The organism is Acinetobacter sp. YH18001 (assembly GCF_013416975.1).
Lineage (GTDB): Bacteria > Pseudomonadota > Gammaproteobacteria > Pseudomonadales > Moraxellaceae > Acinetobacter > Acinetobacter pseudolwoffii.
The window spans coordinates 14,018-27,795 of the sequence record NZ_VPEU01000035.1; the positions used below are offsets into that span (position 1 = coordinate 14,018).

Consider the following 13,778-nt stretch of genomic DNA (forward strand, 5'->3'; position numbering starts at 1 on the left):
CGCAGCTTCTTATGGTTGAGCTGCGCACCGTCATTCTTGTCGAGGCCGATCTCATGTCCCTGTTACGCCGTTGGTTTGATCCAATCCGATCGAGTTGGTTTTACCAAAAACCGACCCGTCAAACGGTGTTATCTATTCAAGATGGGCTGAGTATCCATTTAAGACTGGATGATGTGTACAGTTATCTGGCGGTACAACAGTTGCCCCAGCTCGAAGAAATTTTAAGTCCAGAACTCAAGCCGCTGAAAGTGATCATTTCCAGTGAGCATGCCGAAGCGCCGAACCAGATGTCTTTTGATGAATGGCAGCACTACACGATTAATGATGCAAAAATCTTGTCAAAACAGCATCGTTTCAGTTTTCATGATACGCCGGAATTACCGAGCGCTGAGGCCTTAAAACAGGCTGAACTGATTTTGCGGCATACACCTCTGCGTGGACAAGATTTCCTGTATTTGCTGGAAGATGTTTTCCATATGCTCTGGCAAAAACAGACCGGAAAATTACGAACTCTTTATGCCATGGCCAGTCGCCATCATCAGCCACAGGATTTTCCTGAACGTATTTTTGATCAGACCCCGATTCTGGCCAGCTATTTTAATTTAGGCGGACGCCAGTATCAGGCAGTCGATGATCTGTTGCGTCTGACCCGGCGTCTGGAGCAGCAAAAACTGCTGACCGGTAATCCAATTTTTCTGATTGATCACATTGAATGGCGTGAGCATCTGATCAGTGATGCCGAAGAGTTGAACGAAATCCAGTCGATGGATCCGGAACTGGACTTGTATATTGCGCTGGAAGATCCGATCTCTTGGCTTTTGCTGGCCTATATCAAGGAAGAACTGGCGGATTATTATAATATCCAGCTGAATGTCTATCCCTTGTCCTATCGTGGCCGGGATGAGTTTGACTGGAGTCTGGCTACTCGTTTATCCAAACGGACAGAAGTAGAATTTACCCCATTTTGCCGGCCGACCGAGCAGGCAATCGTGCCAATTGCACAGTTATTTTATAGCTGCCCCGAGGAGCAGCGGATTGAGGCGATGTACCAGATCTTGCAGGCTGTCTGGACCCGTGGTGAAGACCTGTCTTATGCCCCACATTTCAAGCGTTTGCAGCAGCAGTTAAATATTATCGATCTGACCCAGGACGATATTCTGGCCAAGTTGCAGGACAATGATATGCTCTGTGAAATGAAGTCGCAGCCAAACTTTCCGGTACTGGAACTGCGGATAGATGACCAAAGTTATACATTTAATAGCTTATATCGGGTCTGGATGATTGAAAGTATTTTCAGTAATGTGTTAGAAGAAAAGTATAAGAGTAATAATCAAACTGAAAGTGAACTGAAAAAACATGGAAAAGATCAAAGCTGAATCATTACAACATGCACGTCAACAGATCGATGCCATTGATACGGCTTTAGTTGAGCTGATCGCTGCGCGTCAATTTTATGTTGATCAAACCACCCGTTTCAAAAAAACCGAAACCGATTTGCAGTCACCGGAACGTATGGAACAGATTGTAGAACATGTCAGAGCACTGGCGCAAAAGCAGGGCGTCGATCAGGAGTTTATTGAACATCTATACCGTGAAATGTTCCAATACTTTATTCAACGTGAATTGAAAGAGTTTCGTCCTTAAACAGAGACGTGCTTTAACAGAAGCCTTGCGGGGCTTCTTTTCATTTCTTTAATCGCAAATTTGAAAAATACAAAGATAAAAAAGCAGCCATTCGGCTGCTCAATACTTTTATTTCGAGTTTTATTTTTTATCGGCCAGGCTAAAGAACCAGTTCAGGATCAGTGCAGCAAACGTTGCCGTACCAATCCCACCCAGATTGAAGCTACCAAAAGTCAGGGCAAAATCACCGGTACCTAAAATAATGGTCACCGCAGCCACCATCAGGTTCTTGTTCTGCGAAAAATCGACCTTGTTCTCAATCCAGATTTTGGCACCGGCAATGGTAATCAAACCAAAGACCACAATCGAAGCACCGGTCAGAATCGCGGTTGGAATGGTATGAATCACCGCCCCAAACTTGGGTGATAAACCCAGGAAGATCGCAAAGACACCAGCCACTGCAAAAATGATGGTCGAATAAACCCGTGTTACGGCCATGACCCCAATATTTTCACCATAGGTGGTCATGCCCGGGGCACCCACACCGCCTGCCAGAGTGGTTGCAACACCATCTGCAACAAAGGCCTTCCCAATATGCGGATCCAGATTCTCTCCGGTCATCGCGCCTACCGCTTTGATATGTCCCAGGTTTTCAGCCACCAAAATTAACGCAATCGGTGCAATGATCAACATGGCATTGACTTCAAAAGTCGGTGCGTGGAAGGTCGGTAACCCGAACCAGGCGGCTTGCTGAATGGGCAGGAAATTGATCGTAGTACCATAACCCATGACATTGCTGAGCACGAAATAGATCAGATAGGCCAATAATAGCCCCACCAATAATAGCAGGCGTTGTAGCAAACCCTTGGTAAAGACGGCAATTGAGCCCATACACATGACGGTAACCAGAGACATCCACATATTAAAGGTGTTGCCCATCACGCTTTTTACCGTCACCGGCGCCAGGTTTAGACCAATGATCATCACTACGGCACCGGTCACCACCGGTGGCATCAGCTTTTCAATCCAGCGCGTGCCGGTCGCCATGACCAGAAAACCCATCAGGGCATAGAAGATACCACAGGCAATAATACCGCCTGCTGCGACGCCAATATTGGGGTTGAGTCCACCACCACCGGCATAACCGGTTGCCGCGATGACCACACCAATAAAGGCAAAGCTTGAACCTAAATAACTTGGAACCCGGCCACCGGTAATCAGAAAGAACAGGATGGTACAAATCCCTGACATTAAAATGGCCAGGTTAGGGTCAAAGCCCATTAAAAAAGGTGCCAGTACAGTCGCACCAAACATGGCAAAAGCATGTTGTACACCCAAAACGACCGTTTGTGCGGGTGGCAAATACTCTGCGGTACCTACTGGGCGTGCATCGATGCTGCCCTCATAAGGGCGCCATTTGGGAAACCAACTGGACATAAAATGAGCACTCGAAAGATAAATTGTGCACATCATACTCTTGTTCTTTAGAAGATTTAATCACTTAAACAAAATTTTTGTTCAAATTAATTCTATGACTTTATTTAATATTTTACCGGGTGGTAAAAGAATTTTGAGTTAAAACTAAAGTGAAATCAGTAGATTAATTTCTTATAATCAATAGGGCTATGTATAAATAAATCTGATTTACTATATAAAATAAAATATTTCTTGGCTATTGACTGCTCAATAAAAAAGCACATCGCGAAGATGTGCTTTTAAACGGTTTGTTTGGATTAACCGGTATTGCGTAAACCCGCAGCAATTCCGGCAATACTGACCATCAGGGCATGATCCACTGGGGTATTTTCAGCTTGCTGCTGTTGCAGATAGAGACGACGACGTTTCATCAGCTCGGCTTGCAGCAAATGTAGTGGCAACAAATACGGTTTACGGACTTTCATGGATTGATCCAGTACGCCGTTGCTACTCAACAATTTGGATTCACCCTTTAACGTCAGCAAGGTCTGTACAGCATCCTGCAAACGCTGGCGCAGCTCTGTGCCGAGTACTTTGAGATCTTCATCTTGGGTCAGATGTGATTCATAGTACAAGGCCACATGTGCATCGGCTTTGGACAGCACCATTTCCAGCATATCAATCAGGGTCTGAAAATATGGCCACTCTGCCAGCATCTCATCGAGTACCGCCCGTTGCCCCTGATCCAGTACTTTATTCAGCGCGGCACCGGTACCCAGCCAGGCAGGTAACATCAGACGAATCTGGGTCCAGGCAAATACCCACGGAATCGCACGCAAGGACTCAATCCCGCCACTGACTTTACGTTTCGCCGGCCGTGAACCCAGCGGTAGCATTTGCAGTTCAAGTTCCGGAGTGACAGTGCGCAGGTATTTGACAAAATGCGGGTTTTCACGCACGGTCTGGCGATAGACCTGAACCGAGAGTTCGGTCATTTGATGCATCAAGTCGCGCCATTCCTGTTTCGGCTCGGGTGGCGGGAGCAAGGTCGCTTCTAAGGTCGCAGCGGTATAAATTTCCAGATTCTGCAGGGCAATCTCTTCCAGTCCGAATTTAAAGCGGATCATTTCGCCCTGTTCAGTCACCCGAATCGTGCCTGAAATCGACCCCGGTGGCTGTGAGAACAAGGCTTGCTGGGTTGGCGCACCGCCACGGCTGATCGAACCGCCACGGCCATGGAACAGGGTCAGCTGAACGCCATGTTGCTGGGCAATCGTCGTCAGTTCTTCCTGGGCACGGTACTGCGCCCAGTTGGCCGACATAAAACCGGCGTCCTTGGCTGAATCCGAATAGCCAATCATCACTTCATGCTTGCCCTGAATATGCTGTTTATACCAATGCATATTGAACAGGGTCGACATGGTCTCGGCTGCACCGTCCAGATCTTTGAGGGTTTCAAACAGCGGTACCACTCGTAAGGCGTGCTTGATACCCGCTTCTTTTTGTAGAAGCAATACCGCCAGCACATCACTTGGATATTCCGCCATGGAAATAATATAGGCACCCAGAGACTCACTTGGCTGTTCTGCCAGGGTGCGCATGGTGGCAAAGACTTCCTGTACATCCGGATGCTGAATCAGACTGCCGGCTGGTTCATTCAGATGTTTTGGGAGCAAGGGACGTTTGCTTTGCAATTCTTGCAGTAAAAAGTTTTGACGTGCCTGTTCGGTCCAGGTGTCAAAATTTCCCAGCCCTAAATATTCAGTAATCGCCGAGATTGCCTGACGGTGACGACCTGATTCCTGACGAATATCCAGTTTCAGTAACTCAATCCCAAAGCTGTTGACCCGGTAAATAAAGTCCAGCAGGCTACCATTGGCAATTTCGGCCAGATTGCAGTGCATTAATGAGCGATAGCAGGTCAATAGTGGCTGTAATAGCTCATCTTTACTTTTAATGACTAAACTATCATCGGCATCATTGCCCTTTAATTTTTCTGCCAGCCAGTGTCGGGTCGCTTTCAGGCGGCTACGGGTATCACGTAAATATTCACGATAGGGTTCCGGATGATCCTGACCCAATGCCTCGGAGATTTCCGTACTACATTGCTGAATGGAGAGTTCCCAGCGCAGGTTCTCAATATCGCGTAAATACAGATCGGCAGCTTTCCAGCGTGACAGCCACAACACTTCTTGCGTCACATTGTGGGTGACATTCGGGTTGCCATCGCGGTCACCACCCATCCAGGAAGCAAAACGTACCGGTGCAATATCTAAGGGCAAGTTCTGGCCGCATTGTTGTTCGACCATGCCATTTAATTCCCGGATAAATTTCGGAACCGCATTCCACAAGGTCTGTTCAATGGTCGTAAAACCCCATTTGGCTTCATCGATCGGGGTCGGGCGATGCTGACGAATTTCATCGGTTTGCCAGGCCGAGCTAATCAGCTGTTTCAGATCTGCCAACACCGCCTGACGTTCACGCGGCGTGAGTTTCTGCTGGTCGAATTTGGACAGGGCATTATTGATACCATCATATTTTTGGATCAGGGTGCGGCGGCTGACTTCTGTCGGATGCGCGGTCAGTACCAGTTCAATTTTTAATTCACAAATTTGCTGGTATAGCGTGTCGGCAGAAATCTCCTGCTGTTTAAATTTTTCAAATAACGGTACCAGAGGATTAGGGGATTCTGCCGTGTCATCGAATTCGCTTTGACGGCGACGACGCACCACATGATATTGTTCGGCAATATTGGCAAAGTTCAAAAAATGGGTAAAGGCACGGGTTAGAGGCAGGATTTCCGCATCTTCCAGGCTCAAAAATAATTGTTCTAGCTGTTTTTCTGCTTCGACCTGTCCATCACGTGCGCCTTTAGATAAAGCACGAATCTGCTCAATCTGATTAAACAAATCCTGCCCCGCATGTAATTTTAAGGTTTCCCCCAGCAAATTACCCAGTAAGCGTACGTCTTCGCGTAGTGGTGCATCAATTTGTTGAATCATTTTTATATTCCCTTAAATGCTTGCTTTGACTATACCGCGACTGTAGGACAATCCAAGTCCTTTACAGACAAAAGTTGCAGATATTTTGCGGATTTTTTAGCAAATTTTAGCCAGTATCCTGTCGCCAGCACTCAAGCGATCAGAAGGGATTTAATCAGCAATGGCATATTTCAGCATAAACAATTCAATCGCCTGATTAATGATCTGCTGCTGTTCTGTACTGGAGGGCGGAGCTGTAAGTCCGAGCAGGATTTTTTGATGACGTGTTCCGGTCAATAGGGACACGATCAGTTCGGTCTGTTTCTCGGGTCGATCGACCTGAATAAACTGGTAGTGCTGCGCCAGCGCAAAGAAATCATGCCAGACCGCCTCCAGTTTGGCATGCGAGGCCTGATAAAACTGCTCTGCCAGCGGGCTTTGCTGCGAGGCCAGCTCCATGAGTAATAGATCCAGTTTGATGGCTTCAGGCAGGCTAATAATATTCAAAGCGCGTAAACAGGCCCGATAAAATTCCTGAGCAAAGTCACTGCTTGGCTGCAAGACCTGCGGATGCTCATGCAGAATGGCTTCACAGGTATCTTCAATGGCACAGCTGAACAGCGTCGCCTTGTCCTGGAAATGGTTATACACCGTCAGTTTGCTCACCCCGGCTTCACGGGCAATCTGGTTCATGCTGGAGGCATGATAACCATGCGCTAAAAATAGCGCTTTGGCCGCGCTCAGGATGCGTTGGCGCTTCTCCAGATCTTTCGGTCGTCCTACAGGTATTTGCACAATTTCTTCCAAAAAAAGTCAACTTGGTCATTGCTTTGAGGGTTCTGTTGTAATTAGTGTACCGGGTGGTATATTAATTAAAAAACAAGCAATTCAATATATCAGCATAGTTTGCCCAAAAAAAGATGATCAGATAAGAGCGAATAAGATGAGCAGGATTTACAGCGTGTTGGCTGGCATGATGATGCTTTGCAGTGTGACCTTAAATGGGTGCAGTAAAGATACAATCGCCGCAGAACAGGAAGTTCCCTTTGTCATGGTGACCACACCGAGCACTTCACAGTATGAACTGAAAAGTTATGCCGGCGATGTGCAGGCGCGTCAGCAAACAGCACTGGCCTTTCGGGTAGCGGGACAGGTGACCCAGCGCTTCGTTGATGTCGGGGACCAAGTCAAAGTCGGACAGGTGCTGGCCACACTGGATGTAAAAGATGCCCAGTTGCAGCTGAATGCGGCACGTGCCCAGCTGGAAAACGCGCAGTCTGCCAGTAAAATTGCTCAGGATGAACTACAGCGTTTCAAGCAGCTGTTACCGGTCAATGCCGTGAGTCGCTCGCAATATGATGCCATCGATAATCAATATAAAGCTGCACAGTCGAGTCTGAAACAGGCGCAATCCAATTATGATACTGCCAAAAACCAGACCACTTATAACCAGCTGATTGCCACTAAAAATGGCGTGATCACGGCACGCAATATCGAAACGGGTCAGGTGGTCGCCGCAGGGCAGGCGGCATATGAGTTAGCCATTTCCGGTGAGCGTGAAGTGGTGATTGGCGTGCCGGAACAGGCCATTTCAGAGGTCAAGGTCGGACAGCCTGCCACGGTGACTTTATGGTCCAAACCTGAAGAAAAATTTAGTGCCTTTGTCCGTGAAATATCACCAGCTGCGGATCAGTCCCGTACCTTCCGGGTCAAAGTCTTACTGCGCGAAGGCAATGCTCAGATCCAGCTCGGACAAAGTGCCCGGGTGTTTTTCCAGCACAGCCGGGACAATAGGCTCAGTGTACCGCTGTCCAGTGTCTCAGCCACAGATCAACAAGCCTATGTGATGCTGGTCAAGCCGGATCATACTGTACACAAAGTCCCGGTGACTTTAGGGGCTTATGGTCGCGATAGCGTACCGGTACTCAGTGGCCTGAAAGCGGAAGATTATGTGGTGATTGGCGGCGTACATTTGCTGCGTGACCAGCAAAAAATCAATCCGATTAATCGTGAAAACCGTCCTGTGACCGTTCAGGCAGGGAGTTAAATATGAACTTTAACCTGTCGGAATGGGCTTTAAAGAATAAGGGCCTAGTACTGTATTTTATGATCCTGCTCGGGCTGATTGGCATCGTGTCCTATTCCCAGCTGTCGCAAAGTGAAGATCCGCCGTTTACCTTTAAAGTCATGGTGATCCAGACCTACTGGCCGGGTGCCAGTGCCAAAGAAGTGTCCCTACAGGTCACGGATCGGATTGAAAAGGAACTGATGACCACGGGGCAATATGACCGCATCATGGCCTATTCGCGTCCGGGTGAATCCATGGTGACCTTTATTGCCAAGGATTCTCTGGCTTCGAAAGATGTGGCCGATGTCTGGTATAACGTCCGCAAGAAAGTCAGCGATATCCGGCATGAATTGCCGCAAGGAGTACAAGGCCCATTCTTTAATGATGAATTCGGCGATACCTTTGGCAATATCTATGTGCTCAAAGGCAAAGACTTCGATTATGCGACCCTCAAGGAATACGCCGACCGTTTGCAGTTACAACTGCAACGGGTCAAAGATGTCGCCAAAGTCGATTTAATCGGCCTGCAAGACCAGAAAATCTGGATTGAGATTTCCAACACCAAAGCCATCCAGCTCGGAGTTCCAGTCAGCGCCATTCAGCAGGCTTTGCAGCAACAAAATGCCATGACCCATGCCGGTTTTTTTGAAACCGGCTCAGACCGGATTCAGGTTCGGGTCAGCGGTGCCTTAAACAGTATTGAAGAATTAGAGCAACTGCCACTTTTGATAAATGGCAAAACCATTCAGCTGGGAGATGTCGCTGAGATCTATCGCGGCTTTAGTGATCCGGCCCAACCCCGGATGCGTTTTATGGCTGAAAATGGCATTGGTATTGCCGTGTCCATGCGCAAAGGCGGCGATATTCTGGCACTGGGCAAACATCTGGAACAGGAATTTGCCCGTCTGCAAAAAACCTTGCCCCTTGGCATGGAGCTGCAAAAAGTCTCCGATCAGCCAGTGGCAGTCAAACGCAGCATTAACGAATTTATGAAAGTGCTGGCAGAGGCAGTAATTATTGTGCTGCTGGTCAGTTTCTTCTCGCTGGGTTTTCGTACCGGACTGGTGGTGGCCTTTTCGATTCCGCTAGTATTGGCCATGACCTTTGCCGGCATGCATTTATTTGATGTCGGCCTGCATAAAATTTCCTTGGGTGCCCTGATTCTGGCACTTGGTCTTCTGGTCGATGATGCCATTATTGCCATTGAAATGATGGCGATTAAAATGGAGCAGGGCTATAGCCGGCTTGAAGCGGCAGGCTTTACCTGGAAAACCACCGCCTTTCCAATGCTGACCGGCACCCTGATTACCGCCGCCGGATTTTTACCGATTGCCACAGCAGCATCGAGTACCGGTGAATATACCCGTTCTATTTTTCAGGTGGTCACGATTGCACTGTTGATGTCCTGGATTGCCGCGGTGTTATTTGTGCCTTATCTGGGCGATAAACTGCTGCTCAATTTCAACAAAGACTTGATACAAAAAGCGCCGTGGTATCAGCGCCTTTGGGCGCGTTTGCGCAAGCAGCCCGAACCTCAGCCGGTCGTACATCATGCCGGCGAACAGCATGACCCTTATCAAACCCGGTTTTATCAAGGTTTTCGCCGTTGGGTAAATACCTGTGTGACCTATCGTAAGACCGTGATTACAGCAACGGTAGGAATTTTTATTCTCTCCATTTTAATGTTTAAGCTGGTGCCACAGCAATTTTTCCCGCCCTCGAATCGGGCTGAAATTCTGGTGGATCTCAAACTCGAAGAAGGCGCCTCTCTGAAAGCCACCGAAGCTGCGGTGAAAAAAGTTGAAGCCTTTTTGTCGAAACAGCAGGGCATTGATAACTATGTGGCCTATGTCGGAATTGGTTCTCCGCGTTTCTATTTACCGCTGGATCAGCAGCTGCCGCAAACCAGTTTTGCCCAGTTTGTGGTGCTGGCATCCTCTTTGGAAGATCGTAACGAAATCCGTCAATCCTTGAGTGACCAGATTCGGCTGTTATTACCGGAAGTCCGTACCCGGGTGTCCCTGCTGGAAAATGGCCCACCAGTCGGTTATCCATTGCAGTTCCGGGTCTCTGGTGAAGATCTGGGACTGGTTCGTGAATGGGCGCAGAAAGTCGCCGCAACCGTGGGCGATAATCCGAATACCACCAATGTACATCTGGACTGGGGGGAGCCGAGCAAAGTCATCAAACTGGAGATCGATCAGGATCGTGTCCGTCAGCTTGGGGTGAGCAGCAGTGAACTGGCCAATGTACTCAATAGCTCGATTTTAGGGGCCGGCATTGATCAGTATCGGGAAAAACGTGAACTGATTGAAATCCGTTTACGTGGTGCTCAGGCTGAACGGGTGGAGGTAGCATCTTTAGCCAGTCTGGCTGTTCCGACCGCAACCGGTACATCGGTACCTTTAGCGCAGCTTGCCAAAATTGAATACAGCTTTGAAGAAGGTCTGATCTGGCATCGTAACCGCTTGCCGACCATTACCGTGCGTGCCGACATTCGTAGCAAACTGCAGCCCGCTACTGTGGTCAATGAACTCAAAGAGCCATTGGAAAAAATCCGGGCAGAGCTGCCGAATGGCTATCTGCTGCAAGTGGGCGGGACGGTGGAAGAATCGGCTCGTGGGCAGAACTCGGTTAATGCTGGCATGCCTTTATTCCTTGCGGTAGTGATGACCTTGCTGATGATTCAGCTCAAGAGCATCTCACGGGCCTTTATTGTGTTCCTGACCGCGCCTTTGGGCATTATCGGAGTGGTGTTATTCCTGTTAATTTTCAATAAACCTTTCGGTTTTGTTGCGATGCTCGGGACGATTGCTTTATCCGGAATGATCATGCGCAACTCGCTGATTCTGATTGACCAGATTGAGCAGGATATTCAGGCAGGAGAGTCGCAGTGGGATGCCATCATCAATGCCACAGTACGTCGTTGTCGTCCGATTGTATTAACCGCACTGGCTGCGGTTCTGGCGATGATTCCCTTGTCCCGTAGTATTTTTTTCGGGCCAATGGCGGTAGCGATTATGGGTGGTTTGATTGTGGCAACATTATTGACCCTATTTTTCCTGCCTGCACTATATGCACAGTGGTTTAAAGTGAAAAAAAGTTTAAATTCTGTTTAAATTTGTCATAATTTCAGGTGCGAAATTTGGAAATTTTCAATATAGTAGCACCTGAGATTTTTATAATTTAAAAAAATAAGTAATTGCTGCATTGGCCGAGCTGCCAATACGGTAACGAGGTTGAACCAAACATGACTCAAGATACATTAACCAAGATGCGACGTTCCGTAGCGATGGCTTATGTCTTCATGTTTTTGGCCTTATTTACCCTGTTTAGTGGACTATTGGCCTACTGGTTCGCACGTAAAGTCACCCAGGTTGATTATGCCGAGGTCTGGTTACAAGCGCAGGCACTGTGGATCATGCGTAATATCGTGATTTATACCATTTTGGCGATCTTCGCTGCGCTGTGGTTTATTCCCCTGTTTTTCTTTGCCTGGGACAGCCAGCTCTGGGTTAAAGCCTGTGTAGTGACCGGGGTAATTTTCAGCTTTATTGCCTTTATTTTCCTGATCAATGCCTGGTTTAAAGGCATCCATAAATTCTCTCAAAACAAAGCTGTGTTCTAAAGCGTATAATTTTTTTCATATTTCCCCTTGTAAAACTCGGTTTGACCCCAATTTCAGACCTCAGTTGAATATTAAACAAAATTCCGTGAGGAGCATCGCCAGACATGGCTAAACGTGATTATTATGAGGTTTTGGGCGTCGCTAAAACCGCTAGTGATGATGAAATCAAAAAAGCCTACCGTAAGTTGGCGATGAAATATCATCCAGACCGTAACCCGGACAATGCTGAAGCTGAAGAGAAATTCAAAGAAGCAGCAGAGGCCTATGAAGTGCTCTCTGATGGTGAAAAGCGCAGCATGTACGACCGTATGGGCCATCAGGCCTTTGAAGGTGGTATGGGCGGCGGTGGCGGCTTCGGCGGTGGTTTCAGCGCAGAAGACATTTTCAGCCAGTTCGGTGATATTTTCGGTGGTGCTTTTGGTGGCGGCGGTGGTCGTGGCCAGCAACGCGCACGCCGTGGTTCTGACTTACGCTATGTAATGGAACTGACCCTGGAAGAAGCGGTCAAAGGCGTCAAGAAAACCATTACCTTTACTGCACCGGCACCGTGTGATGCCTGTGATGGTAAGGGTTCAAAAAATCCAAATGATGTAGAAACCTGCCGTACCTGTCATGGTGCCGGTCAAGTGCGCATGCAGCAAGGTTTCTTCTCGGTACAGCAAACCTGTAGCACCTGTCGTGGTCAGGGCAAAATCATCAAGAACCCATGTAATAAATGTCATGGTTCGGGTGTGTCGGATCGTCAGCAAACTCTGGAAGTCACTATTCCTGCGGGTGTGGACAATGGCGACCGCGTTCGCTTGACCGGTAAGGGTGAAGCGATTCGTGATGGTCAGTCAGGTGATTTGTACGTCGAAGTGGTGGTGCGTGAGCATGAAATCTTCCAGCGTGATGGTGCTGACCTGTATATGGATGTGCCGGTTTCAATCGCCGATGCAGCCTTAGGTAAGGAAGTTCAGATTCCGACTCTAGACGGTCGCGTAAGCCTGAAAATTCCTGAAGGAACGCAAACGGGTAAACTGTTCCGCTTACGTGGAAAAGGTGTTAAACCGGTACGTACCAGCATGCAAGGTGATTTGCTGTGCCGTATTGTAGTGGAAACACCAGTTAATTTAAGTGCACGTCAACGTGAACTGTTGAAAGAGCTGCAAGAAACTATGGATGGTGAAGACAGTAAATCATCACCAAAGAAAAAATCATTCTTTGATCGTTTGTTTGATTGATCGAATGAAAATAAAGAAGGACGCTGCGGCGTCCTTTTTTATTATGTAGATAAGATACTCTAGATTAGAAGATGCTATTTATTAGTTGATAGCTATCTTATTGTTTGATAGGTATCGCTTAAACATAAAAACCGCCTAAAAAGCGGTTTCTGTTTTTATATTTGACTATCTAAATAGAAAGTATGAGTCCAAATTTGGAGGGAGATAGATATTTTGTAAGTGAGAAAAAAGCATCATTCCCGAAATTAAAAAGGCCAATATTGTTATTACAGAGCTATATAATCGCATTCATTACTTATCAAATTTACCAGTACAGCAGATTACTCTTATTTTGTTATCATGACAATAAAAGCTTAATCTTATTGAAATCACTATAAATTTTTAAAATTTCATTTTTTAATAAATAAAATAAATATATATATAAGAAAACTTGATTAATTAAATTTTTCGTGTATAGTTAACTTAACTAGAAAAAAGTCTTGTTTCGGTAAATCTTCTTTAAGTATCGCAGTTTTAGTCATAATCCTTCGTTTTTTTCAGATTTGAAGTCTCATTCTTTATTATTTCAAAGTTATATTCAGTCAATAAATTGACTAAAAATTATTAAAAAATTAGTAGGATATATTATGTCAAACTCAAATGTTGTTAAAGGTACTGTAAAGTGGTTCAACGAAACTAAAGGTTTTGGTTTTATTCAACAAGAATCAGGTCCAGATGTTTTTGCTCATTTCAGCGAAATCGCCAGTTCAGGATCTTCATATAAATCATTATTCTGCTTAATAACCAATTTTGATTTAATATCCAGCCGGACAATATGGTCTGCCTTAAACTTTCCATTA

9 protein-coding genes and 1 pseudogene are annotated in these 13,778 nt (G+C 46.7%); 7 read left to right on the top strand and 3 right to left on the bottom strand.

All coding sequences use genetic code 11. The features are described 5' to 3' along the window. Nucleotides 1-53 precede the first annotated feature (53 nt). Together FTV48_RS10935 and FTV48_RS10940 are read left to right on the top strand one after the other, a co-directional pair. Nucleotides 54-1,376: a hypothetical protein gene (locus tag FTV48_RS10935; RefSeq protein WP_180000304.1), complete on the top strand. Its 1,323-nt coding sequence runs from the start codon at nt 54-56 to the stop codon at nt 1,374-1,376. Then, on the top strand, nt 1,357-1,644 hold the full coding sequence (locus tag FTV48_RS10940) for a chorismate mutase (RefSeq protein WP_180000300.1): 288 nt from the start codon (nt 1,357-1,359) through the stop codon (nt 1,642-1,644). The genes FTV48_RS10935 and FTV48_RS10940 overlap by 20 nt, the downstream gene beginning before the upstream one ends. 120 nt (nt 1,645-1,764) lie before the next feature. Here the strand turns inward: FTV48_RS10940 and FTV48_RS10945 are convergent, their stop codons facing one another. The 3 genes from FTV48_RS10945 to FTV48_RS10955 form a co-directional block, all read right to left on the bottom strand. After that, on the bottom strand, nt 1,765-3,060 hold the full coding sequence (locus tag FTV48_RS10945) for a solute carrier family 23 protein (protein ID WP_180000301.1): 1,296 nt from the start codon (nt 3,058-3,060) through the stop codon (nt 1,765-1,767). Between the two features lie 296 nt (nt 3,061-3,356). Further along, the gene (ppc, locus tag FTV48_RS10950; RefSeq protein ID WP_005173594.1) at nt 3,357-6,041 is read right to left on the bottom strand and encodes a phosphoenolpyruvate carboxylase; all 2,685 of its coding nucleotides are present in this window, start codon (nt 6,039-6,041) and stop codon (nt 3,357-3,359) included. Nucleotides 6,042-6,191: 150 nt separating this feature from the next. Then, nucleotides 6,192-6,815 carry a TetR/AcrR family transcriptional regulator gene (locus FTV48_RS10955; RefSeq protein ID WP_100535506.1) on the bottom strand — a complete coding sequence of 208 codons (624 nt, stop codon included), beginning with the start codon at nt 6,813-6,815 and terminating at the stop codon, nt 6,192-6,194. 148 nt (nt 6,816-6,963) lie between these two features. Here FTV48_RS10955 and FTV48_RS10960 point away from each other — a divergent pair, with 148 nt between their 5' ends. From FTV48_RS10960 to FTV48_RS15210, 5 genes and pseudogenes are all read left to right on the top strand, one after another. Then, the gene (locus FTV48_RS10960; protein ID WP_180000302.1) at nt 6,964-8,067 is read left to right on the top strand and encodes an efflux RND transporter periplasmic adaptor subunit; all 1,104 of its coding nucleotides are present in this window, start codon (nt 6,964-6,966) and stop codon (nt 8,065-8,067) included. A gap of 2 nt (nt 8,068-8,069) precedes the next feature. Next, nucleotides 8,070-11,207, top strand: coding sequence for an efflux RND transporter permease subunit (locus tag FTV48_RS10965; protein WP_180000303.1), 3,138 nt, complete (start codon nt 8,070-8,072; stop codon nt 11,205-11,207). A gap of 131 nt (nt 11,208-11,338) precedes the next feature. Continuing rightward, nucleotides 11,339-11,716, top strand: coding sequence for a hypothetical protein (locus tag FTV48_RS10970; RefSeq protein WP_005245471.1), 378 nt, complete (start codon nt 11,339-11,341; stop codon nt 11,714-11,716). Between the two features lie 104 nt (nt 11,717-11,820). After that, nucleotides 11,821-12,939 (top strand): molecular chaperone DnaJ, encoded by a 1,119-nt coding sequence (gene dnaJ, locus FTV48_RS10975; protein ID WP_005104999.1) that lies wholly within the window; start codon nt 11,821-11,823, stop codon nt 12,937-12,939. A gap of 626 nt (nt 12,940-13,565) precedes the next feature. Continuing rightward, nucleotides 13,566-13,691 (top strand): annotated as a pseudogene (locus tag FTV48_RS15210) (cold-shock protein); the annotation flags it as partial. Nucleotides 13,692-13,778 lie beyond the last annotated feature (87 nt).